Genomic DNA, 21,993 nt, shown 5'->3' with positions numbered 1-21,993 from the left:
GCTTCTCCCGAGGGAGTTGGCCAGAGCGTGCTTTGGGAGTCCTGGAGTCCGATAAACTCTTACGTGGCAAAGGGGCTATAGCGCAGTTGGTAGCGCGCCTCCATGGCATGGAGGAGGTCTGGGGTTCGAATCCCCATAGCTCCACAACATCGTCGTCAAAGGGCGGTCGGTAAGCGATCTCGCTGATCCGGCCGCCCTTGATCTTTATGCGGGTGAAGACTGCCTTGTATGCCCAGATGGCGATTAAGGGGGCCGCTACTGCCACCGGCCGAACAGGACCGTCTCGTGCGGGGGCGCGTTCACAGTGAGTTTGGTGAGGGTGCCGGTTCCGATATCGGCGGCGTAATAGCCGTTGTCGGTCCTGGCCAGGAGGTGATCGGCATCGAGCCACTGAGCGGTGGCCGGGATCGGGAAGTCCTGCACCGCCTCACCGGTCGCGAAATCGATGAGCGTGAAGCCTCGAACCGCGATGAACTTCCCATCGGGTGAGAGCGACGGTTTGTCGTTGCGGTTGAGGAGCTCGAAGACGCGCGGTTTCTTGCCTGGAGAGACCCAGCGCAGGTCGCTGTCGCCCTCGCAGTCCCGCGTGCCGAGAACCCCCGAACCGGTCACGCCGTAGAGTCGGCAGACATTCTTGATGATCCTGGTCTCGCTGGTATCAAAGTTGGTAATCGTGGTTTCCGCGACCTTCGCAGGCGAGGTGGCGAAGAACACGCCGTCGCCCGAGATGGCCAGGTGCGGCTCATGCGCCATGACCCGGCCTACCGGTTTCGCGTTGAGCTTCCGGATCTGACCGGTACGCAGGTCGAGCGCGACGTAACGGTCCGAGGCGTCGTCGATGTAGGCGATGCGATGACCATCGCGGCTCACGGCCACGACCTTCGCGACGCTCGGGATCGCCACGTCCTGGCCGGATGCGAGGTGGGCGATACCTGACGTGCGGATCCAGCGGACGGGGGACTGCGTAGGCGCGAACGGGCGCGGATCCTCGGGGGCGGCGGAAGAGCAGGCCGTCAGCAGGAGTGCCGCCAGGGCGAGCCGGACCTTCATACCGCTCCGATCGTGATGTCATGCCCGGCCACCTGCGGAGCGTGAGCGACCGGCCGAGTCGCGCCGGTGAGCACGTCCATGAGGTAGACGGTGGCTGAACCGTATCCAGGCGCATAGAGCAGCACCTCGCCAGATCCCACCCATCGATAGATGCGCCTGAGCTCGGCGGTCGGTGGCACGTCGGGGTCGACCTCCCGAAGCACCTTGCCGTCATGGTCGAGGATCATGACGCGCCCGCGGGAAGGCACGGCGATCTCCTTGCCGTCCGGCGATACAGCCAGCTCCCATTGGGATCCCACTTCCGCTCGTGGCTTGGCGATCACCGAGCCGTCCAAGGCCAGGACCTTGATCCCGTCGTAGGAGTAGCTCACCACCAGATGATCGCCCGCCCAGCCAAGGAGCAACTCGTCGACCCGTATGCGCGTGACGACGCCCGACCGTACGTCGGTGACGACCACGTCGTCCCCTTGTTCCATGGCCAGATAGCGGCTGTCGGCGGAAAAAGCCAGGGCAGCCTTGTAGAAGGCGGTCGGAACGGGAATGATCGCACCGGTCATGACGTCCTGGATCACCACCTGCATCCGGGCGAGGCTGTAGTAGGCGAGCTTGCGGCCATCCGGGCTCACCTGCACGTCGGTTTGCGGGAGAGCGTCCGGTAGCCGCCAGCGCCGTCCCGACGTGCCGACCACCAGCCATCCTTCGGACGGGTCCGCTGAGGCGAACGGCTCGATCCGTTCGGGGAACAGCTCCTCCCGGACGCGCATGCCGTACCGAATGGGCTCGGCTGCCACGGCGGGCAGAATCGGCAGCGGCGCTGGCGATGCGAGCGGGACGACGGCAGCCGAGCCGGCGGCACCGAGCAGGCAGAGGCAGGCGACGAGTTTTGGGAAGCGTGCCGGCGCCGGTCCCGGCGTCGTGGCCGCCTCCCGAAGCCGGGCGGCGAGCGCCGCCCTTTCCTCCTGCGGTACGGCGAGCGCTCGTACCTTGGCCTGGCTCAACCCGCACAGCTCGGCGGTGTCCTCCTCGTCCCATCCCTCATGCAGCGTCGCCACGAGGATCGCCCGCTGCCGCCGGGACAGTCCACGACCCCAGGCGGGCGCGTCCCAGAGACGCAGCGGCGACAGGAAGCGGCGAAACATCCGGAAATAGCTGGCAGGGGTGCCGCTGCCCCTGGCGAGTCTCGCCGCCGATCGGCCGGCGAGCAGGGACGCGGCGCGTGCCTGCCGTTCAGCCCAGCCAGTCATTACCCGCCCCCGGCCACGCGAGGTAAGGGATCCATTCGTCCGGCAGCGCCGGGTCGTGGCGCTTGTCGCCCGTCTTGACGTCGATGAGCTGGTACGGCGATCCTTCGACGATGACTTCGTGATCGTTGAACCAGGCGATGATGTCGGGATTCTCTCTCTTGATCAATTTGATCTTCTTGCCGGACGTGGCGTCGCTGATCAGAACGCCGTCGACCTCATATGACGCCACAAGCCGCAGATCCGGCGATACCAGCCCGCCGGTCAGTTTGCCGACGAATGTCCCCGTCCCGTCGCGCCGCACGGTCACGAGCCGGGCTTCCTCCCCACGGCGCTCGCAGCCGGGCACACCCCACACTACGGTGGCGGACAGGCCGGACACCCCGCAGATATCGGGAACCGTGCGCCGCTCGCCGGTCCGGAGGTTCGCGATCAGCGTCCGATCCCGGTAGGAGACCGTGACATCCCGGCCGTCGAAGGAGATGTGCAGGTCAGTAAGGCGGCCCGCGTCGGCGAGGTCGTGGACCGTTCCGTCCCGCAGGTCGCGTGCCTGCACGCGACTGTTATGCACGTAGACAATCGTGTGACCGTCGCCGCTCACGATGAGAGGGTCGTCTGCCTGGATCTCGCCGAGCTCTAGGCTGTGCCCGGATCGTAGGTGAAGCGCCCACCCCTGGTCGTGGACCGGCGCCCCGTACACGATGGGCTCATTCGTGACGCTCGCCGGCCACAGGGCATAGACGCCGCAGCCGGCAACGAGCAGGAGCGCCGCGGCGCATCGGCCGGCTCGGGAGCGACGGGAGCGGCGTGCTAAGCCGGTCCAAGTGCCAGACACGTGGATGATCGTACGGAAGGATGCGCCGCGGTGGAAGATCGTCGAGACGTCGATCCTTCGGGCGTGGACTCGGCGAGGTGGCCGCGCCTGGCGTAGGCGTCGAACAACTCCGCCTTCGCATGGAGTATCCGCAGCAACTGTTCGATGACGATCGAGGCCGCCTGCAGGTTGAGCCCACCCCGCCGGTCTGGGTCTGCGCGTGCAGCACCGCGTGACCCCGCGCCGCCGTGAATGCGTCGACCACCTCCTGGCGGGGGATCGCCTCCCCCTCCACGAGGCCGACGTAGGCGACACCGATCGACAGACGCACAAGCTCGTGAACCAGGCGATTCTGGTGTTGGAACGCAACGGCCCCTCCGAGGGGCGACCGCTGGTGGACACCATCGCCGGATCGAAGATCCCGAATCTGAAGGAATTGCGTCCCGGATCTGTCGGACGCAGTGAGATCCGGATCCTTTTCGTGTTCGACCCGTGGCGGTCGGCGATCCTGCTGGTTGCCGGCGACAAGGCAGGGAACTGGGAACGGTGGTATCGCGAGGCAGTACCACGAGCCGAGCGGTTGTATGAGTTCTACCTGGTAGAGCGGCACAAAGAGATGGGCAGATGAGCGGTTGCCGCAGGTGGCGCGAAAGCGGACATCTGGAGCGTGCGGTGGAGACCGCCGGCGGCGCCGAGGTGTTCGAAGACGAGGTTCGTCAACTGCGTGAGGAAGCTCAGGGCTGGCGACTGGCCGAGATGCGGCAGCGCCGGGGCCTCACCCAGGCGCATGTTGCCGAACGTATGGGTGTATCCGTCGCTCGTGTCTCCCAGATTGAGAAGGGCGACGTGTCCACGCGTGAGGTACTAGATCGCTACGTTGCCGCGCTTGGTGGCACCCTCAAACTCGTCGCCGACTTCGGGGACGAGCAACTCAAGGTCAGCTGATTCTGCCCCAGACTGCAATACGGCTGAGAGATGGTCGAGGCTCCGGACGGCCCCACGGCGCACTCGGCCGTTGGCGCGACCTCGGGGAGTACTTCGCGGCCGAGGTGGCGCGCCGGGTGTGGATCTCGGTCTCCGACAGAGCGTGGCGGGGCCAAGGACTCCGTGGGGTTCCTGTTCAACGTGGAGGTGAGCTGAACGTGTAGTCGAAGGTGTAGGAGTGCCCGCCGTCCGGGCCGATGACGATGCCCATCTCGCCCCTCAGGCCGCGCAACTCCCCCGTCGCCGAGTCCGGCACCACGGAAATGCGCAGCGACTGCTCGCCCTGGTCGCTCACCGCGTTGTGCTGGACGACGAAGCTACCGGATCGGCCGTGCAGCGTGCCCTCGATGCGTTCGAGCGCCACATAGGAGCGCGAGTCCTCCACCGGAGTGCTCGCCACCAGCAAGGTGACGACGCTGGTGCCGGTCAGGTCCCCGTGGAAGGTCTTGGACATGGTCACAAGTCCGAGCGTGACACCGTCGCGGTCCTCGTAAGGCGGCTTGGCGTTCCAGTCTGCGGTGTCGAAGGTGCCCTTGGCGGTCATGCGGTTCATTGTGCCGGGCTTACCTGTCAGCTTCCGTCAGGTACCGGTGAGGCGCTCCACCACCGGCGCGAAGGCGTCCAGGCATTGGGCGTTCACCGACACGTACGAGACCCCGAGCCGGTCCCTGCGCCGCAGCAGGACGTCGGCCATCTCGTCGGGCGTCCCCCGGAGCACGCCGGTGGCGGTGTCGTCGAGGGAGCCGAGCCAGGCGGGCGGCTCGGTGCCGGCGGCGGCGAGGTTCATGCCGAGCTCGAGATCGTCGAAGCGGTCGCCGGCCAGCTCGTACAGCTCGTCCAGCTTCGCCGCCACCTGCTCCTCCGTGGCTTGTGGGGGCACGCCGAGAGCGACCGTGTCGGCCCTGCCTGCGGCCAGCCTGAGCAGTCGGGTGCCGGACGCGGCGAGCAGGATGGGCACGTCCTTGACGGCGTCGATGGTCTCGGAGATCCGCTCGATCCGCTCGCTCGGCGTGCCGAACCTGACGCCGAGCTCGGCGGCGTCGCGTTCGGCGTCCGGCCGGCCTGCGCCCAGGCCCAGCTCGAACCGCCCGCCGGTGAGGGTCTGCAGGGTGGCGGTCTCCCACGCCATGGCGCGCGGGGTGCGGTTGGCGACGCTCAGCACGTACGTGCCGACGCGCAGACTCGTCGTGACCGCGGCGGCCGCGGCGCACGCGGCGAAGGGCGAGAGGGTGCCGAGCGTGTCGGGCACCAGCAGGGTGGCGTAGCCGAGGTCCTCGGCCCGGCGGGCCAGGCCGGTCCAGTCGGGGGCGTGTCCGGCGACCGCGCCGAACCTGAACAGGTGATCGGTCATGTCCTAACGATCGCCGACCGGCACCCCGATGACATCGTCCCGGAGGCCGGTGACCGGCTACATCCGGCGGCGCAGCCTCCCGGGAGGGACTACTCCCCCAGAAGTATCCGCGTGAAGTCGTTGGCGAACTTGCCCGCCGGGTCCAGCCGCCGCGCCAACGAGCGGAACCGCTCCGGGCAGGAAGGCCACCGGGTGAACAGCTTGCCCCAGTGCGGGCGGGGGTCGAACGGCGCCAGGGTCTCCTCCACCAGCTCCAGCACCGGCCGCACGCCTGCTGGGTCCTTGACCCAGGTGAAGTGGAGGCCCACGCTGTCGCGACCGTGGAAGGGGCTGAGCCACAGGTCGTCGGCCGCGATCGTGCGGACTTCCGAGATCTGCAACACGGGGCGGATCCGGTCCCCGATCGTGTACAGCTCGCGCAGCGCCTTGACCGCGTGCTCCCTCGGCAGGATCAGCTCCGACTGCAGCTCGTCGCCCGCGCCGCTCGGCTCGAAGTCGGGGCGGAAGTGCGGCAGCCGCTCGTGCCATGGTCCCGGCACGCCGAGCTGGAGGGTGCAGCTGTCGGCCGGCATGGTCGGCAGCGGATGGCGCGGAGCGTCGGCGGGGCGGGTGCCGTACCAGTCGGGGCTGGTCAGCTCCTCGGTGCGCTTCAGCCAGACGCGGGTGTCGCGCCAGTCGGTGAAGAGGCTGACGCTGTAGCCGCTCGCCATGATCTCGTCGAAGTCGGCGAGCGCGTCGACGGGCAGGCCCTCGCGGACGTACTGGCGTACCTGGAAGGCGGGCACCAGGTCGAGCGTCAGCGACGTCACGACGCCGAGGGCGCCCAAGGCGACCACCGCTCCGGGGAAGTCGGCGTCGCCGCGCGACAGGGTCAGCACCGAGCCGTCGGCGGTGACGAGGTCGAGTGACGACACGGCGGCGGCCAGCCCTTGGATCCTGTCGCCGGAGCCGTGCGTGCCGGTCGCGACCGAGCCGGCCACGGAGATGTGCGGCAGCGAGGCCATGTTCGCCAGCGCGAAGCCGGCCTGGTGCACGATCGGCGCGAGCCGCGCGTACGTCATGCGCGCGGGCACCCGCACCTGGGCCGCCGCACTGTCGATCTCCACCGTGTCCGGCATCCGGTCGAGGATCACCAGGTCGCCGGTGGTGTCGGCGACGTCGTTGAAGGAGTGGCCGCTCCCCAGCGCCCGCACCTGGGCACTGGCCGAGACGAGCCGCTGGAGCTCCTCGAGCGAGGTCGGGTGGTGGACGTCTCGTGCCCGAAATGCGGTGTTTCCCGCCCAGTTGGTCAGCGTCACTGCCTTACCTTCCCACAGCGAGCACCTTGTCAGCCCGGCCGGGTCCCGCTAGTTTCGTGAGCCGCTGACGGAGGTGTGCCGTGCTCTATCTGTCCCAGGCTCTCGGCCTGGTCACGCTCGTGCTCTGGCTGTACTGCCTCTTCGATGTGATCACCACGCCGGACACGCTCTGCCGGAATCTGCCCAAGATCGCCTGGGTGGTGATCGTGCTGCTGTTCCCGTTGGTCGGCTCGATCATCTGGCTGGTGGCGGGGCGGCCGCAGCGGACCGAGACACCGACGCGGCCCAGCGCGTTCCCCGAGTACGACCGGCCGGGCCGGTTCGCCGCCACCAACCCGGACGATGACGAGGAGTTCCTGCGCCGCTGCCGCGAACGTGCCGAGGAGCAGCGCAGGAACGCCCCGAGGAAACCCGCCGAGGAGGACTAGAAGCCCTGGGCCAGGCGGTAGTACGCCTGGTTCCAGCGCAGCTCCTTGGTGAACCGCTCGGTCGTGGTGTCGGCGTCGATGACCAGCAGCTCCACGCCGAGCATGTCGGCGAGGTCGGTCAGCTCCTCCCGGCCGACGGCCGTGGAGAGCACCGTGTGGTGCGGGGCGCCCGCGGTCAGCCACGACTCCGTGGACGTACGCAGGTCGGGGCGCGGGCTCCACACCGCGCGGGCCACCGGCAGCTTGGGCAACGGCTGGGGCGGCGCCACGATGTCGATCTCGTTGGCCACCAGGCGGAACCTGTCGCCCATGTCGGCTAGGCCCACGACGATGCCGGGCCCTGGCTCGGCGTCGAACACCAGGCGGACCGGGTCTTCCCTGCCGCCGATGCCCAGCGGGTGGATCTCGCACGACGGCGTGCCGGTCGCGATGGACGGGCAGACCTCCAGCATGTGCGCGCCGAGGATGAGCTCATTGCCGGGCGTCAGGTCGTAGGTGTAGTCCTCCATGAACGACGTGCCACCGGGCGTCATGGCCTTGAGCGTGCGCAGCAGCACCGAGGTCTTCCAGTCGCCCTCGCCGCCGAAGCCGTAGCCGTCGGCCATGAGCCGCTGCACGGCCAGGCCGGGGAGCTGGCGCAGGCCGCCGAGGTCCTCGAAGTTCGTGGTGAACGCCTTGTAGCCGCCTGCCTCGAGGAAGCCCCGCAGGCCCAGCTCGATCCTGGCCGCGTACCGCAGCGACTCGTTGCGCTCGCCGAGCAGCTCGGGGGCGACGGTGTACTGCTCGGCGTACTCCTTGACCAGAGACGTCACGTCGGCGTCGGAGACCGCGTCCACCTCCTCGACCAGGTCGTTGACGCCGTAGGTGTTGACCGAGACGCCGAAGCGCAGCTGGGCCTCCACCTTGTCGCCCTCGGTGACGGCCACGTCGCGCATGTTGTCGCCGAAGCGCACCAGCTTGAGCGTGCGGACCTCGGCCAGGCCCTTCGCGGCGCGTACCCAGGTCATGATGCGCTCACCCACCGCCGGGTCGCTGACGTGCCCGGCCACGGTCTTGCGCGGCACCCCTACGCGGGTCTGGATGTGGCCGAACTCGCGGTCGCCGTGGGCGGCCTGGTTGAGGTTCATGAAGTCCATGTCGATGGTGCTCCACGGGAGCTCGACATTGGCCTGCGTGTGCAGGTGCAGCAGCGGCTTACGCAGCGCGTCGAGACCGGCGATCCACATCTTGGCCGGGGAGAACGTGTGCATCCACGTGATCACGCCGGCGCAGGAGTCGTCCGCGTTGGCCTCGAGCATGATCCGCCGGATCGCGGCGGCGTCGGTGAGCACGGGCTTCCACTCGACGGGGACGGGCAGCTGCTCGGCAATGCGCTGCGACTGCTCGGCCACCTGGCGTAGCGTGTCCTCGCCGTACAGTCCCTGGCTGCCGGTCAGAAACCAGATCTTCAACGCGGGCTCCTCTGTCCGTAGACGTTCTGATAGCGGTCGTAGAGGCGGTCGATGTCGTCCTGCGCGATGGGCAGCGGGGTGCCGAGCTGGCGGGCCACGTGCACGGTACGCGCCACGTCCTCGCACATCACGGCCGCCTTCACCGCGGACTTCGGGTCCTTGCCGATGCTGAACACGCCGTGGTTCTGCATGAGCACGGCCTTCGAGCGGTGGCCCTTGAGCGTCTCGACGATGCCCTGGCCGATGGAGTCGTCGCCGATCAGCGCGAACGGGCCGATCGGGATCTCGCCGCCGAACTCGTCGGCCATCGCGGTCAGCACGCACGGGATGGGCTCGCCGAGGGCGGCCCAGGCCGAGGCGTACGTCGAGTGGGTGTGCACGACGCCGCCGACGTCGGGCATGTTGCGGTAGACGTACGCGTGCGCGGCCGTGTCGCTGGACGGCGCGTGCTCGCCCTCCACCAGGTTGCCGTCGAGGTCGCACACGACCATGTTCTCCGGCGTCAGCTCGTCGTAGGAGACCCCGGACGGCTTGATGACGAACAGATCCTCGCCCGGGATCCTGCCGGAAACGTTTCCAGCAGTCCAGACGACCAGGTTGTACCGGACCAGCTCGGCATGGAGGTCCGCGACAATCTTCCTCATGCGTGTGCCTCATTCCTGATCGCGCGCAGCGTGTGCAGCATCTGCCCGTCTGCGAAGAAGTCGTGGAGCCTGCGGTACTCGGCGTAGAGCCGGTCGTAGGCGTCGGCACGGGCCTCGTCAGGCACGTACGCGGCCTCGGTGCGCTTGCCCATGGCAGCGGCGGCCTCTTCGATGCCCGGGTAGGCGCCGGCGGCGACGGCCGCGTGGATGGCCGAGCCGAGCGCGGGCCCCTGGTCGGAGCCGATGACCGACAGCGGGCGGCGCAGCACGTCGGCGTAGACCTGCATGAGGAAGGGGTTCTTGAGCAGGCCACCGGCGACGATGAACTCCTCGACGGGCACGCCCGACTTCTCGAAGGTCTCCACGATCATGCGGGCGCCGTACGCGGTGGACTCGATGAGAGCGCGGTAGACGTCCTCCGGCTTGGTGGCCAGGGTCTGTCCGATGATCACGCCGGAGAGGTTGTGGTCCACGAGCACCGAGCGGTTGCCGCCGAACCAGTCCAGCGCCACCAGCCCGTGCTGGCCCACCGCCTGCTTCTCGGCCAGCGCCGTGAGGTGTTCGTGCCCGTCGTGCCCGAAGTTGTCCACGAACCAGGCGAAGATGTCGCCGACCGCTGACTGACCGGCCTCGTACCCCCACAGGCCCGGCACGATGCCGTCGCGCACGACGCCGCACATGCCGGGCACCTCGGCGTGCTGGTCGCTGGGCATGACGTGGCAGGTGGAGGTGCCCATGATGGCCACCATCTGACCGGGCCGCACGGCGTCGGCGGCGGCGTTGGTGACGTGGGCGTCCACGTTGCCGACGGCCACGGCGACGCCCTCGGGCAGGCCCGTCCACGCGGCGGCCTGGGCGGTCAGCCGACCGGCGAGGCCGCCGAGCGGGGCCACCGTGACGCCGTTGACGTCGTCGCCGACCTGACCGGTGGCGAGCTTACCGACGAAGCCGGCGAAGCCGGGGTTGAGCTCGGCGAGGAACTCCTCCGACGGGTACGCACCGTCCTGGAAGATGCCCTTGTAGCCGACCGTGCAGATGTTGCGGCTCTCGACGCCGGTGAGCTGCCAGATGATCCAGTCGGCGGCCTCGATCCAGCGCTCGGCCCGGGCGTAGACGTCCGGAGCCTCCTCCAGCAGCTGCAGGCCCTTGGCGAACTCCCACTCGGAGGAGATCTTGCCGCCGTAGCGCGGCAGCCAGCTCTCGCCGCGGCGCGCGGCCAGCTCGTTGATCCGGTCGGCGTGCGGCTGCGCGGCGTGGTGCTTCCACAACTTCGGCCAGGCGTGCGGCAGCTCGGGCGTCTCGAAGCACAGGGGCGTGCCGTCGGCCGTGGTCGGCAGAACGGTGCAAGCGGTGAAGTCGGTGCCGACGCCGATGACCTGCCCTGGCTCGACGCCGGCGGCGGCGATGGCCGCGGGCACGGCGATCTTGAGCACGTCGATCCAGTCCTGCGGCGACTGCAGCGCCCAGTCCGGGCCCAGCTTCACGTCGGAGCCTGGGAGCGTCTGCTCGATGACGCGGTGGGTGTACTCGTGGACGGCGCTGCCCAGCTCGGCGCCGTCGCTCACGCGGACGACGACCGCACGCCCGGACAGCGTGCCGAAGTCGACTCCGACCACGTAATTGTTAGCGTTCACATTGAACTCCATAGAGGGTTTCCGGGGGCATGCCCATCATCTACCTAGCGGGGCTGTACTCGACCTCACCACAAAGCTGGGTCTCACGACCAGGCGCTCGAACGCGGTGGGTCCCACGTCTATCTGCCGCAGCAGCACCTCGATGCAGTGCCTGCCCACCACGTCGAAGTCCTGCCTGACCGTCGTGAGCGGCGGCGAGAAGAATTCGGACTCGGGGATGTCGTCGAAGCCGACCACGCTGATCTGCTCGGGGACCCGCACGCCGAGCTCGCTGAGCGCGCGCAGCACGCCGAGTGCCATCTGGTCATTGGCCGCGAAGACGGCAGTGACGCCGTTCATCGCGGCCAGGCTCTTGCCCGCCTCGTAACCGGCGCGGGGGCTCCAGTCGCCGGCCAGCGGCTCGGGCACCGGCCGGCCCGCCTCCTCCAGGGCGGCGCGCCAGCCCTGGAGCCTGCCCTCGGTCTCCAGCCACTCCGGCGGGCCGCTGACGTGCCAGACCGTCTCGTGGCCCTCTTCCAGCAGGTGCCGCGTGGCCAGCCTGGCGCCCTCGATCTGGTCGATGCAGACCGCCGACACGTCGGCCCGATAGGTGATGCCCTCGACCGCCACCGCCGGCATGCCGACCGGCAGGCCCTCCAGCGCGGCCGTGGCCGACAGTTGCGGCGCGACCACCACGACCCCGTCCACACCCTGCTCGGTGAGGTAGTCGATGGCGTCACGCACGCTATTGGGGTCAATCGTCTTCAGGCTCACGATGCTGACGAAGTAGCCCGCGGTCCTGGCCGCCTGCTCGATGCCGTAGATCGTGCTGGCCGGGCCGTACAGCGTGGTGTCGAAGCTGACCACGCCGAGCGTCCGCGACCGCTTGGTGACCAGGGCACGGGCGACCAGGTTGCGCCGGTAGCCCAGCCGGGTGATCGCTTCCTCCACCCGGGCCCTGGTGGCGGGCCGGACGTTCGGGTGGTCGTTGAGGACCCGGGAGACCGTCTGATGCGATACGCCCGCCTCCCTGGCCACGTCGGCCATGACCGGGAGGCGACGTTTGGGGGGTGTCACGGTCTCTCCTTTCGCGGGGGTCCGAAGATCTTATTTATCGCGATGCGCCTGCCCTGCGCTTGGTCCAGACATCGAACGCGACAGCGGCGAGGAGCACGGCGCCCTTGACGAGCATGACCCGCTCGCTCGGGGAGCCGATGAGGGACATGCCGTTGTTGATGACCGCCATGATCAAGCCGCCGGTGATCGCGCCGACCACCTTGCCGACGCCACCCTGGACGGCCGCGCCGCCGATGAAGGCCGCGGCGATGGCGTCCAGCTCGAAGCTGTTACCCGCCGTCGGACCAGCCTGGTTGAGCCGGCCGGCGAAGATGACGCCGGCGATCGCCGACAGCACGCCCATGTTCACGAAGATCCAGAAGACCACCGACTTGACCTTCACGCCGGACATGACGGCCGCCTGGAGGTTGCCGCCGATGGCGTAGATCTGCCGGCCGAAGACCGTGCGGTTGGCCATCAGCGAGTACGCCAGCACCAGCACCGCCAGCAGCACGAGCACCCACGGCAGGTTCTTGAAGCGGGCAAGCTGCACGACGAGGAAGAGGATCAGCGCGGCCCCGGCCGCCATCTTCAGCACGAACAGCGCCATCGGCTCGACCGACTGGCCGTAGCCCTTGCGGGCGCCACGGGTGCGCCACTGCGAGGCCACCATGCCGGCGATCGCGACCAGGCCGATGAGGAGGCTGAACAGGTCGGCGCCGCCGAGCGGGCCGAGGCCGATGTTGCCGAGGTAGCCGTTGGTGAACCCGTTGGCCAGCGTACGGACCTGGTCGGGGAACGGGCCGATGCCCTGGTTGCCGAGCACGGTGAGGGTCAGCGCCCGGAACAGCAGCATGCCGGCCAGCGTCACGATGAACGCGGGGATGCCGAAGTACGCGATCCAGTAGCCCTGCCAGGCCCCGATCAGCGCACCGGCCACCAGCGTGATGAGCAGCGCCAGCGGCCACCACATGCCCACGTTGACCATGAGCACGGCGGCCAGCGCCCCGGTGACCGCCACCACCGAGCCGACCGACAGGTCGATGTGCCCGGCGATGATGATCAGGATCATCCCGATCGCGAGGATCAGGACGTAGGAGTTCTGGACGATGATGTTGGAGATGTTCTGCGGCTGGAGCAGCGCGCCGTCGGTCAGCACGGAGAACAGCACGACGATCAGCGCGAAGGCGATGTAGATACCGCTCGAGCGCAGGTTCAGCGACAGTCCGCCGAGCGACACCCGTCCCGGCTGCCGTGGCGCTCCCCCGTCGCCCTTGGCGCCGACCTGCACGTCGGCGGGCGTGATGCTACTCATCTTTCCTGTCCCTTGGTCATCAAGTACATGAGGTGTTCCTGCGTGGCCTCCTGGCGCCGCACCTCGCCGGTGATGCGCCCCTCGGAGAGGGTGTAGATGCGGTCGCACAGGCCCAGCAGCTCGGGCAGCTCAGAAGAGATCACCAGCACGGCCTTGCCCTGGTCGGCCAGGCGGTTGATGATCGTGTAGATCTCGTACTTGGCGCCGACGTCGATGCCCCGCGTCGGCTCGTCGAGAATGAGCACGTCAGGCTCGGTCAGGATCCACTTCGAGAGCACGACCTTCTGCTGGTTGCCGCCGCTGAGCTTGCCGACGACGCTGTTGACGCTGGGCGCCTTGATGTTCATGCTCCGGTGGAACTCTTCGGCGACCCGGTACTCCTCGTTCTCGTTGACCCAGCCGCGCTTGGACAGGCCCATGAGCCCGGCAGCGCTGATGTTGCGCTTGATGTCCTCGATGAGGTTGAGCCCGTACCTCTTGCGGTCCTCAGTGGCGTAGGCGATGCCGTGCTTGATCGCGTCCTGCACGTTGCGGAGCTCGACCGGGCGGCCGTCCTTGAAGATCTTGCCGGAGATGTGCACGCCGTACGCGCGGCCGAACACGCTCATCGCCAGCTCGGTGCGTCCGGCGCCCATCAGCCCCGCAAGGCCCACGATCTCACCGCGACGCAACGTCAGATTGGCTCCGTCGACTACCTTCCTGCCTGGTTGGCTGGGGCTGTAGACGGTCCAGTCCTCGATGCGCAGCGCCTCCTCCCCGATCGTGGATTCATGCGGCGGGAAACGGTTGTCGAGGGCGCGGCCGACCATGCCGGAGATGATCCGGTCCTCGGTCACCTGGTCCGTCGCCATGTCCAGCGTCTCGATCGTCCGCCCGTCGCGGATGATCGTGACGGAGTCGGCGATCGCGATGACCTCGTTGAGCTTGTGGGAGATGATCACGCAGGTGATGCCCTCGTCCCGCAGGCCGCGCAGCAGGCCCAGCAGGTGAGCCGAGTCGTCGTCGTTGAGCGCGGCGGTCGGCTCGTCGAGAATGAGGAGCTTGACCTCCTTCGACAACGCCTTGGCGATCTCGACGAGCTGCTGCTTGCCCACGCCGATGTCGGAGATCGGCGTCGTCGGGTTCTCGCGCAGGCCGACCCGCCTCATCAGCTCGCCGGCCTCGTAGTTGGTGCGGTTCCAGTCGATGACGCCGCGCTTGGCGCGCTCGTTGCCGAGGAAGATGTTCTCCGCGATCGACAGCTGCGGGCTGAGCGCCAGCTCCTGGTGGATGATGACGATGCCGGCGTGCTCGCTGTCGCGGATGCCGCTGAACTCGCAGCGCTTGCCCTCGAAGGTGATCTCACCTTCGTACTCGCCGTGCGGGTAGACCCCGGACAGCACCTTCATCAGCGTCGACTTGCCGGCGCCGTTCTCGCCGCAGATGGCGTGGATCTCGCCCCGTCGGACGGACAGGTTGACGTCCTGCAGCGCCTTCACGCCGGGGAACGTCTTGGTGATCCCGCTCATCCGCAAGATGTGCTCGGTCATAGTGCCCCTCACTCAGAGCAGCCCCGGGGACGCGCAGGCGTCCCCGGGGCGTAGGCCCTTACTTGAGCTGGTCCTCGGTGTAGTAGTTGCCGCCGATGATGACGTCCTTGTAGTTGGACTTGTCGACGATCACCGGGTCGAGCAGGTACGACGGCACGACCTTGTTGCCGTTGTCGTAGTCCTTCTCGTTGTTGACCTCGGGCTTCTGGCCCTTGAGCACCGCGTCGGCCATCTTCACGGTCTGCTCGGCGAGCTTGCGCGTGTCCTTGAAGATGGTGGAGTACTGCTCATCGGCGATGATCGACTTCACCGACTGGAGCTCGGCGTCCTGGCCGGTCACGATCGGGTACGGCTTGCCGTAGCCGGAGCTCTTCAGCGCCGACAGGATGCCGATGGACAGGCCGTCGTACGGGGAGAGCACACCGTCGACCTTGGTGCTGCCGGTGTAGGTCTTGGTGAGGATGTCCTCCATGCGCTTCTGCGCCGTGGCGGGGTCCCACCGCAGGATAGCGGCCTGCTTGAAGTCGGTCTGGCCGCTCTTGATCACGAGCGTGCCGTCGTCGATCTTCGGCTTCAGCACCGACATCGCGCCGTTCCAGAAGAACGTGGCGTTGTTGTCGTCGGGCGAGCCGCCGAACAGCTCGACGTTGAACGGGCCCTTCTTGCCGTCCTCGACGCCCAGGCCCTTCAGGAGGGACGTGGCCTGCTGCACGCCGACCTTGAAGTTGTCGAACGTGGCGTAGTAGTCGACGTTGGGGCTGTTGCGGATGAGCCGGTCGTAGGCGATGACCGGAATCTTGTTGTCCGCGGCCTGCTGCAGCTGCGAGGTGATCGCAGTGCCGTCGATCGAGGCGATGATCAGGAGCTTGGCGCCCTTGGTGATCTGGTTCTCGATCTGGTTGGCCTGGGTGGGGATGTCGTTTTCGGCGTACTGGAGGTCGACCTTGTAGCCGAGCGCCTCCAGCTGCTTCTTGACGTTGTCGCCGTCGTGGATCCAGCGCTCCGACGACTTGGTCGGCATGGTGACGCCGATCAGCGCGCCCGCACTGCCGGCCGACGCCGAGGTGGAGGCCTCGGCGTCAACGGTCTTCTGGCTGGAGCCACAGGCCGTCATGGTCGCGGCGAGCGCGATGGCGGACACCACGCCCCCGATTCGTCCCAACCTCATGAATGCATCTCCTTGCGATGGGGGTCGCGGCAGCGCTGGACACGGCGGCTGCCGATGGAAACAGCGAGTTTGATCACAGAACGTGATGAATCAACACATAGTTCGCGTTTCGTTTCCGCCGATTGTTATCGCTAACAAAGTGTATGTCAACGGTCGACCATAACCGCACGGAAACTTTCCGGTAACGCTCTCGGCAGGTCAGCGGCGTGACCGAGCCGAGAACAAACGCTGAAGCAAGATGAAGACGAAGAGCAACAATCCAATGAAGATCTTTGTCCACCACGAGCTGAGCGTGCCCTCGAAGCTGATGATCGTCTGGATCAGGCCCAGCACGAGCACTCCCAGCACGGTGCCGAACAGGAAGCCGCTCCCCCCGGTCAGGAGCGTACCGCCGATGACGACCGCCGCGATCGCGTCCAGCTCCATGCCCACAGCATGCAGGCCGTAGCCGGAGAGCATGTAGAACGACAGCAGCACCCCGCCGAGCGCCGAGCAGAACCCGCTGATCGTGTAGACGGCGATCTTCGTCCGCCCCACGGGCAGGCCCATCAGCAACGCCGACTGCTCGCTGCCTCCCGTGGCGTACACGGATCTGCCCAGGCGCGTGTAGTGCAGGACATACGCCGCCACGCCCACGACCACCAGCGCGATGATCACGCTCGGTGAGATCCACATGTCCGCGAACAGGTCGATCCGCGTCTGGGCGAAGGCCGTGAACGTGGCGTCCTCGATCGGAATCGAGTCTGTTCCGATCGTGTAACACAGCCCGCGCGCCAGGAACATGCCCGCCAGCGTCACGATGAACGGCTGGATGTCGAAGGCGTGCACGATGTAACCCATCACCAGCCCGAGCCCGGACCCGATGGCCAGCACCAGCGGCACCACCAGGTACGGCGGCCAGCCGGGCCCCGCCATCAGACTCGCCGAGATCATCGTGGACAGCGCCACGACCGAGCCGACCGACAGGTCGATGCCGCCGGTCAGGATCACGAACGTCATCCCGACCGCCACCACCAGCAGGAAGGCGTTGTCGATGAAGACGTTGAGAATGATCTGCCCGGTGGCGAAGCCCTCGTAGCGGATGCCGCCCACCACGAACATCGCGGCGAACAGGCAGCCGGTCACCAGGACCGGCAGGTACTTGGCCGGGATCGACGTCCGGCCGATCGCTATCGTCGTCATGCGGTCACCCGCACCTTCTCTTCAGGGGCCGGGCTGGGCGGTGCGGTTCGCCCGCGCCGGTGGAACACCTTCGCGCGGAAGGACGGGGACTGGATGAGGCAGACGGCCGTCACGACCAGCGCCTTGAACAGCAGCGTGGTCTCCGGCGGCACGCCGATCGAGTAGATGGTCGTGGTCAGCGTCTGGATGATCAGCGCGCCGAGCACGGTGCCGCTGAGCGTGAACCGGCCGCCGGACAACGACGTGCCGCCGATCACGACGGCCAGGATGGCGTCCAGCTCGATCCACAAGCCGGCGTTGTTGCCGTCGGCGCTGGAGACGTTCGAGCTGATCATCAGGCCGGCGACGCCCGCGCACAGGGCGGCGAACGCGTACACCATGATGATGATCCCGCGCGACCGGATCCCGGCGAGCCTGCTGGCCTCGGCGTTGCCGCCGACGGACTCCAGCAGCATGCCCAGCGCCAGCCGCCGGGTCAGGAACGCGGTGATCGCCAGCACGGCGATCACGATGAGGATGCCGAACGGCACGGTCAGCCAGTAGCCGCCGCCGATCACCTTGTACGCCGGGCTGTTGACGGTGATGATCTGGCCGTCGGTGATGAGCTGGGCCAGGCCGCGCCCGGCCACCATGAGGATGAGCGTGGCGATGATCGGCTGGATGCCGACCGTGGCGACCAGGAACCCGTTCCAGGCGCCCAGCACCACGCACAACACGAGGGCCGACACCACGGCCGTGAACACGCTCGCGTCCTGGCTGATCTGCAGGCACGCCAGCGCGCCCGAGATCGCCACCACCGAGCCGACCGACAGGTCGATGCCGCCGGTGGCGATGACCAGGGTCATGCCGAGCGAGACCAGGATCAGCGGCGCGCCGAAGCGCAGGATGTCGATCAGGCTGCCGTACAGGTGACCGTCTTTGACCTCGATCGAGAAGAAGCTGGGCGTGAAGAACACGTTCAGCGCCAGCAGCAGCGCTAGGACCACCACCGGCCACAGCAGGCGTCTCATGAGACTGACCCTCCGCTCGCGCTCCCATTGCTCGCGCCGCTCGCGATGGTCTCCATCAGCACGTCCGTTGTCAACGAGTCGTCGTTGGGCAGCTCGGCCACCAGCCGCCGGTCACGCAGGACCTCGACCTTGTGGCTGAGCCGCAGCACTTCCTCCAGCTCGGCGGAGATGAACAGCACCGCCATGCCGCCGTCGGAGAGCTCCGCCACCAGCCGCTGGATCTCGGTCTTCGCCCCGACGTCGATGCCCCGGGTGGGCTCGTCGAGGATGAGCAGCCGGGGCTCGAGGATGAGCCACCTGGCCAGCAGGACCTTCTGCTGGTTGCCGCCGCTGAGGTTGCGGACGAGGTGCTCGGGGTTGGGCGGGCTGATCTTCAGCGCCTTGATGTACTTGCCGACCAGCTCGTCCTGCTGGTCACGGGGCACCGGCCTGGTCCACCCCCTGGTGGCCTGGAGGGCCAGGATGATGTTCTCGCGGACGGTGAGGTCCGGGATGAGTCCGTCGGCCTTGCGGTTCTCCGAGCAGAACGCGATCTTGTGCGTCATGGCGGCGCGCGGCGTGCGCAACGACACCGCCGAGCCGCCGATGGCGATCTCCCCGGTGCCAGCGTGGTCGGCGCCGAACAGCAGCCGGGCGACCTCCGTACGGCCGGAGCCGAGCAGCCCGGCCAGGCCGACGACCTCGCCTTCGTGGATGGTCATCGTGAACGGCTCGATCGCCCCGGTGCGGCCCAGCCCGCGTGCCTCGACCAGGGGGCGGTCGAAGACCTTGGCCTCGCCGTGCAGCCGCTCCAGTGCGGCCAGCTCCTGGCCGATCATCTTGGCGACCAGCTGGATCTGGCTCAGCTCGCGGGTGAGGTACTCGCCGACGAGCTTCCCATTGCGAAGAATCGTCATACGGTCCGAAATTTCATAGATCTGGTCGAGAAAGTGGGAGACGAAGAGGATGGCGATGCCCTCCTCCTTCAGCCGCCTCATCACCCTGAACAGCTGCTCGACCTCGCCCGCGTCCAGGCTCGACGTGGGCTCGTCCAGGATCAGCACCCGGGCCTCGACGTCGATCGCCCGCGCGATGGCCACCATCTGCTGGATGGCCAGCGAGTACGTCGACAGCGGCGCGGACACGTCCAGGCTCAGCTCCAGCCGCGACAGCAGCGCGTTCGCCCTGGCCCGCATGCGCTTCCAGTCGATGCGCCCGAAGCGGCGCGGCTCGCGGCCGATGAAGATGTTCTCGGCCACGGACAGGTTCGTGCAGAGGTTGACCTCCTGGTAGACCGTGCTGATGCCGGCCTGCTGCGCCTCCAGGGGGCTGCCGAACGCGACAGGCGCGCCACCCAGCTCGATGGTGCCCGCGTCGGCGGGGTACACGCCGGTGAGCACCTTGATCAGGGTGGACTTGCCCGCGCCGTTCTCTCCCATGAGCGCGTGCACCTCGCCGGGCAGCAGCCGCAGGTCCACGCCGTCCAGGGCCTTCACCCCCGGGAACTGTTTGCCGATCCCGGTCATTGTCAGGACCGGCGCGGGAACCGCCATGTCGCCCCTTTCTGTGTCGATGGGTCTGCACCCTGCCTCGTCACTACGCTTTCTCCGCCCCGCCGTCCAGCTGGCGGCGCATCCGCGCTTCTCCACTTCCGCGCCACCCGCCTCACACCGCCCGTGCTCCAGCTGATGTCCCCTTGGAGAGGACCAGGGGGAATTGCGAGGGCGGCGATGCCCTCCGGCCGGTGTCCCCTTCAAAAGGACCCCGGCCGGAGTGCGGCGGGCGGCCTGGTCAAGCGATCAGTACTGGCGGGTGGACAGAACTTCCTTGGCCTGGTCCTGCGTGAACACGGTCTCCTCGGTCACCACGCGGACGGGCACCTGCTCGCCCTTGACGACCTTCTTGGCCAGGTCCATCAGCTGCGGGCCAAGCAGCGGGGAGCACTCGACGATGTAGTTGATCTTCCCGTCGGCGAGCGCCTGCATGCCGTCCTTGACGGCATCCACGGTGATGATCTTGATGTCCTTGCCGGGCACCTTGCCCGCGCCCTCGATGGCCTCGATCGCACCCAGACCCATGTCGTCGTTGTGCGCGTACAGCACATCGATGTCCGGCTGCGCCTTCAGGAAGGCCTCCATGACCTCCTTGCCCTTGGCCCGAGTGAAGTCACCGGTCTGCGAAGCGACGATCTTGAACTTCGACTCCGCGCCGATGACCTCGGCGAACCCGGCCTTGCGGTCGTTGGCCGGGGCGGAGCCCGTCGTGCCCTGCAACTCGACGATGTTCACCGGGTCAGTGGAGTCCTTGTACTCCTCCACCAGCCACTTGCCGGCCTTCTTGCCCTCCTCCACGAAGTCCGAGCCGAGGAAGGTCTTGTAGAGGGAGGTGTCCTTGGAGTCCACGGCGCGGTCGGTCAGGATGACCGGGATCTTCGCGTTCTGCGCCTCCTTGAGCACCGTGTCCCAGCCGGACTCCACCACCGGCGAGAAGGCGATCACGTCCACCTTCTGCTGGATGTAGGAGCGAATGGCCTTGATCTGGTTCTCCTGCTTCTGCTGGGCGTCGGAGAACTTGAGCTCGATGCCCGCGTTCTTGGCCGCGTCCTGCACGGACTTGGTGTTCGCGGTACGCCAGCCGCTCTCCGCGCCGACCTGCGAGAAGCCCATGGTGATCGTGCTGTCGCCGCCGCCGCCCGTGTTGGCGGTGGTGCTGCCGCCACTGCCGCACGCCGCCACCGACATCGCGGCGAGCCCGACGACCACCCACGCCGAGATCCTCTTGAACACTTGGGGGGTTCCCTTCTGATGTGAACGCTAACATCCGGGGTCCGGATGTCGGCGCCTGCCTTCCAGTACGACTCAGACCCGGGCCGTGCTGGCCCGGGGCACGAACGTCGGCGGCACAACGAGCCGCTGACGCTCATCCGGACCGCCTTCGAGCTGCCGTACGAGCACCTCGATGCTGTGTCTTCCCACCGCGTCGAAGTCCTGCCTGATGGTCGTGAGCGGCGGCGAGAAGTACGCCGACTCGGGGATGTCGTCGAAACCGACGACGCTCACCTGGTCGGGCACCCTCACCCCCTGCTCGGTGAACGCCCGCAGTACTCCGAGCGCCATCTGATCGTTGGCGACGAAGACCGCGGTGACGTTCTTCATGCGCGCCAGGCTGCGGCCCGCCTCGTATCCCGAGCGCGGACTCCAGTCCCCGGCGAGCGGTTGCGGGGCCTCGCGGCCCGCCTGCTCCAGCGCGGCCCGCCACCCGGCCACGCGACCCTCGGCCTCCAGCCAGTCGGAGGGGCCGCTGACATGCCATACCGTCTCGTGGCCCAGCGACAGCAGGTGCTCGGTGGCGAGCCTGCCGCCCGCTGCCTGGTCCACGCAGACCACCGACACATCGCCCGCCTCGCCGCCTTCGACGGCGACCGTGGGGATGCCGAGCGGCAGGTCGGCGAGGGCCTGGGCGGCCGAGCGCTGCGGCGCGACCACCACGACTCCGTCCACGCCCTGGTCGGCCAGGTAGTCGAGGGCGTCGCGGACGCCGCCCTTGTCGATGGACGTGAGGCTGACGATGCTGACGAAGTAGCCGGCCGACCTGGCCGCCTGCTCGATTCCGTACACCGTGCTGGCCGGGCCGTACAGCGTGGTGTCGAAGCTGACCACGCCGAGCGTCCTCGACCTTTTGGTGACCAGGGCGCGGGCGACGAGGTTACGGCGGTAGCCGAGCTTGTCGATCGCCTCGAGCACCCGGGTGCGGGTCTCGCTACGCACGTTCGGGTGATCGTTGAGCACGCGCGAGACCGTCTGATGCGACACGCCGGCTTCCTTGGCCACGTCGGCCATCACCGGTAGGCGGCGCCCCAGGGTGGGTCCCACTGCCATAC

21 protein-coding genes and 1 tRNA gene are annotated in these 21,993 nt (G+C 67.9%); 4 read left to right on the top strand and 18 right to left on the bottom strand.

Going from position 1 to position 21,993, the window contains the following annotated elements:
• Nucleotides 1-71 precede the first annotated feature (71 nt).
• Nucleotides 72-144 (top strand) — tRNA-Ala (locus tag ACTWPT_RS23435).
• 111 nt (nt 145-255) lie between these two features.
• Here the strand turns inward: ACTWPT_RS23435 and ACTWPT_RS23430 are convergent.
• From ACTWPT_RS23430 to ACTWPT_RS23420, 3 genes are read right to left on the bottom strand one after another with little or no spacing between them, the layout of a single operon-like run.
• The gene (locus tag ACTWPT_RS23430) at nt 256-1,050 is read right to left on the bottom strand and encodes a hypothetical protein (protein WP_443179570.1); all 795 of its coding nucleotides are present in this window, start codon (nt 1,048-1,050) and stop codon (nt 256-258) included.
• Nucleotides 1,047-2,294 (bottom strand): hypothetical protein, encoded by a 1,248-nt coding sequence (locus tag ACTWPT_RS23425; protein ID WP_443179569.1) that lies wholly within the window; start codon nt 2,292-2,294, stop codon nt 1,047-1,049. Before ACTWPT_RS23425 ends, ACTWPT_RS23430 begins: the two co-directional genes overlap by 4 nt.
• Nucleotides 2,278-2,892: a hypothetical protein gene (locus ACTWPT_RS23420; protein ID WP_443179568.1), complete on the bottom strand. Its 615-nt coding sequence runs from the start codon at nt 2,890-2,892 to the stop codon at nt 2,278-2,280. Before ACTWPT_RS23420 ends, ACTWPT_RS23425 begins: the two co-directional genes overlap by 17 nt.
• Before the next feature lie 481 nt (nt 2,893-3,373).
• On the opposite strand from ACTWPT_RS23420, the gene ACTWPT_RS23415 reads away from it, so the two are divergent.
• Both ACTWPT_RS23415 and ACTWPT_RS23410 read left to right on the top strand, forming a co-directional pair.
• The gene (locus tag ACTWPT_RS23415; protein WP_443179723.1) at nt 3,374-3,733 is read left to right on the top strand and encodes a type II toxin-antitoxin system RelE/ParE family toxin; all 360 of its coding nucleotides are present in this window, start codon (nt 3,374-3,376) and stop codon (nt 3,731-3,733) included.
• Nucleotides 3,730-4,050: a helix-turn-helix domain-containing protein gene (locus ACTWPT_RS23410; protein ID WP_443179567.1), complete on the top strand. Its 321-nt coding sequence runs from the start codon at nt 3,730-3,732 to the stop codon at nt 4,048-4,050. Before ACTWPT_RS23415 ends, ACTWPT_RS23410 begins: the two co-directional genes overlap by 4 nt.
• 175 nt (nt 4,051-4,225) lie before the next feature.
• Here ACTWPT_RS23410 and ACTWPT_RS23405 read toward each other — a convergent pair whose 3' ends face one another.
• From ACTWPT_RS23405 to ACTWPT_RS23395, 3 genes are all read right to left on the bottom strand, one after another.
• Nucleotides 4,226-4,633 carry a DUF3224 domain-containing protein gene (locus ACTWPT_RS23405; protein ID WP_443179566.1) on the bottom strand — a complete coding sequence of 136 codons (408 nt, stop codon included), beginning with the start codon at nt 4,631-4,633 and terminating at the stop codon, nt 4,226-4,228.
• 36 nt (nt 4,634-4,669) lie between these two features.
• Nucleotides 4,670-5,440: an LLM class flavin-dependent oxidoreductase gene (locus tag ACTWPT_RS23400; protein WP_443179565.1), complete on the bottom strand. Its 771-nt coding sequence runs from the start codon at nt 5,438-5,440 to the stop codon at nt 4,670-4,672.
• Nucleotides 5,441-5,529: 89 nt separating this feature from the next.
• Nucleotides 5,530-6,738 (bottom strand): FAD-binding protein, encoded by a 1,209-nt coding sequence (locus tag ACTWPT_RS23395; protein ID WP_443179564.1) that lies wholly within the window; start codon nt 6,736-6,738, stop codon nt 5,530-5,532.
• Between the two features lie 80 nt (nt 6,739-6,818).
• On the opposite strand from ACTWPT_RS23395, the gene ACTWPT_RS23390 reads away from it, so the two are divergent.
• Complete coding sequence (locus ACTWPT_RS23390; RefSeq protein ID WP_443179563.1) at nt 6,819-7,166, top strand: PLD nuclease N-terminal domain-containing protein; 348 nt, start codon at nt 6,819-6,821, stop codon at nt 7,164-7,166.
• Here the strand turns inward: ACTWPT_RS23390 and araA are convergent.
• The 12 genes from araA to ACTWPT_RS23330 all read right to left on the bottom strand — a co-directional run bounded on the left by araA (nt 7,163) and on the right by ACTWPT_RS23330 (nt 21,952).
• Nucleotides 7,163-8,617, bottom strand: coding sequence for an L-arabinose isomerase (gene araA / locus ACTWPT_RS23385; RefSeq protein ID WP_443179562.1), 1,455 nt, complete (start codon nt 8,615-8,617; stop codon nt 7,163-7,165). The genes ACTWPT_RS23390 and araA overlap by 4 nt on opposite strands.
• The gene (locus ACTWPT_RS23380; protein ID WP_305922610.1) at nt 8,614-9,261 is read right to left on the bottom strand and encodes an L-ribulose-5-phosphate 4-epimerase; all 648 of its coding nucleotides are present in this window, start codon (nt 9,259-9,261) and stop codon (nt 8,614-8,616) included. Before ACTWPT_RS23380 ends, araA begins: the two co-directional genes overlap by 4 nt.
• Nucleotides 9,258-10,907 (bottom strand): ribulokinase, encoded by a 1,650-nt coding sequence (araB, locus tag ACTWPT_RS23375; RefSeq protein WP_443179561.1) that lies wholly within the window; start codon nt 10,905-10,907, stop codon nt 9,258-9,260. The genes ACTWPT_RS23380 and araB overlap by 4 nt, the downstream gene beginning before the upstream one ends.
• 24 nt (nt 10,908-10,931) lie before the next feature.
• Nucleotides 10,932-11,951 (bottom strand): LacI family DNA-binding transcriptional regulator, encoded by a 1,020-nt coding sequence (locus ACTWPT_RS23370; protein WP_443179560.1) that lies wholly within the window; start codon nt 11,949-11,951, stop codon nt 10,932-10,934.
• 34 nt (nt 11,952-11,985) lie between these two features.
• The gene (gene mmsB / locus ACTWPT_RS23365; protein ID WP_443179559.1) at nt 11,986-13,245 is read right to left on the bottom strand and encodes a multiple monosaccharide ABC transporter permease; all 1,260 of its coding nucleotides are present in this window, start codon (nt 13,243-13,245) and stop codon (nt 11,986-11,988) included.
• Nucleotides 13,242-14,774, bottom strand: coding sequence for a multiple monosaccharide ABC transporter ATP-binding protein (gene mmsA, locus ACTWPT_RS23360; protein ID WP_443179558.1), 1,533 nt, complete (start codon nt 14,772-14,774; stop codon nt 13,242-13,244). Before mmsA ends, mmsB begins: the two co-directional genes overlap by 4 nt.
• 58 nt (nt 14,775-14,832) lie before the next feature.
• Nucleotides 14,833-15,942 carry a multiple monosaccharide ABC transporter substrate-binding protein gene (gene chvE, locus ACTWPT_RS23355; protein ID WP_443179557.1) on the bottom strand — a complete coding sequence of 370 codons (1,110 nt, stop codon included), beginning with the start codon at nt 15,940-15,942 and terminating at the stop codon, nt 14,833-14,835.
• Between the two features lie 198 nt (nt 15,943-16,140).
• The gene (gene yjfF / locus ACTWPT_RS23350; RefSeq protein WP_443179556.1) at nt 16,141-17,124 is read right to left on the bottom strand and encodes a galactofuranose ABC transporter, permease protein YjfF; all 984 of its coding nucleotides are present in this window, start codon (nt 17,122-17,124) and stop codon (nt 16,141-16,143) included.
• Nucleotides 17,121-18,134: an ABC transporter permease gene (locus tag ACTWPT_RS23345; RefSeq protein ID WP_443179555.1), complete on the bottom strand. Its 1,014-nt coding sequence runs from the start codon at nt 18,132-18,134 to the stop codon at nt 17,121-17,123. Before ACTWPT_RS23345 ends, yjfF begins: the two co-directional genes overlap by 4 nt.
• Nucleotides 18,131-19,666 carry a sugar ABC transporter ATP-binding protein gene (locus tag ACTWPT_RS23340; RefSeq protein WP_443179554.1) on the bottom strand — a complete coding sequence of 512 codons (1,536 nt, stop codon included), beginning with the start codon at nt 19,664-19,666 and terminating at the stop codon, nt 18,131-18,133. The genes ACTWPT_RS23345 and ACTWPT_RS23340 overlap by 4 nt, the downstream gene beginning before the upstream one ends.
• Nucleotides 19,667-19,912: 246 nt before the next feature.
• On the bottom strand, nt 19,913-20,899 hold the full coding sequence (locus ACTWPT_RS23335; protein WP_443179553.1) for an ABC transporter substrate-binding protein: 987 nt from the start codon (nt 20,897-20,899) through the stop codon (nt 19,913-19,915).
• Between the two features lie 72 nt (nt 20,900-20,971).
• On the bottom strand, nt 20,972-21,952 hold the full coding sequence (locus ACTWPT_RS23330; RefSeq protein ID WP_443179722.1) for a LacI family DNA-binding transcriptional regulator: 981 nt from the start codon (nt 21,950-21,952) through the stop codon (nt 20,972-20,974).
• Nucleotides 21,953-21,993: the final 41 nt, after the last annotated feature.

Source organism: Nonomuraea sp. 3N208 (assembly GCF_052245935.1).
Lineage (GTDB): Bacteria > Actinomycetota > Actinomycetes > Streptosporangiales > Streptosporangiaceae > Nonomuraea.
This window is presented reverse-complemented; position numbering and strand designations above follow the sequence as displayed.

Excerpts from the sequence above, each read along its gene's own strand:
- ACTWPT_RS23410 (WP_443179567.1), top strand. The coding sequence starts at position 3,730 with ATGAGCGGTTGCCGCAGGTGGCGCGAAAGCGGACATCTGGAGCGTGCG.
- ACTWPT_RS23425 (WP_443179569.1), bottom strand. The coding sequence starts at position 2,294 with ATGACTGGCTGGGCTGAACGGCAGGCACGCGCCGCGTCCCTGCTCGCC.
- ACTWPT_RS23430 (WP_443179570.1), bottom strand. The coding sequence starts at position 1,050 with ATGAAGGTCCGGCTCGCCCTGGCGGCACTCCTGCTGACGGCCTGCTCT.
- chvE (WP_443179557.1), bottom strand. The coding sequence starts at position 15,942 with ATGAGGTTGGGACGAATCGGGGGCGTGGTGTCCGCCATCGCGCTCGCC.
- ACTWPT_RS23340 (WP_443179554.1), bottom strand. The coding sequence starts at position 19,666 with ATGGCGGTTCCCGCGCCGGTCCTGACAATGACCGGGATCGGCAAACAG.
- ACTWPT_RS23400 (WP_443179565.1), bottom strand. The coding sequence starts at position 5,440 with ATGACCGATCACCTGTTCAGGTTCGGCGCGGTCGCCGGACACGCCCCC.
- ACTWPT_RS23345 (WP_443179555.1), bottom strand. The coding sequence starts at position 18,134 with ATGAGACGCCTGCTGTGGCCGGTGGTGGTCCTAGCGCTGCTGCTGGCG.
- mmsA (WP_443179558.1), bottom strand. The coding sequence starts at position 14,774 with ATGACCGAGCACATCTTGCGGATGAGCGGGATCACCAAGACGTTCCCC.
- ACTWPT_RS23380 (WP_305922610.1), bottom strand. The coding sequence starts at position 9,261 with ATGAGGAAGATTGTCGCGGACCTCCATGCCGAGCTGGTCCGGTACAAC.
- araB (WP_443179561.1), bottom strand. The coding sequence starts at position 10,907 with ATGGAGTTCAATGTGAACGCTAACAATTACGTGGTCGGAGTCGACTTC.
- mmsB (WP_443179559.1), bottom strand. The coding sequence starts at position 13,245 with ATGAGTAGCATCACGCCCGCCGACGTGCAGGTCGGCGCCAAGGGCGAC.
- yjfF (WP_443179556.1), bottom strand. The coding sequence starts at position 17,124 with ATGACGACGATAGCGATCGGCCGGACGTCGATCCCGGCCAAGTACCTG.
- ACTWPT_RS23405 (WP_443179566.1), bottom strand. The coding sequence starts at position 4,633 with ATGACCGCCAAGGGCACCTTCGACACCGCAGACTGGAACGCCAAGCCG.
- ACTWPT_RS23330 (WP_443179722.1), bottom strand. The coding sequence starts at position 21,952 with ATGGCCGACGTGGCCAAGGAAGCCGGCGTGTCGCATCAGACGGTCTCG.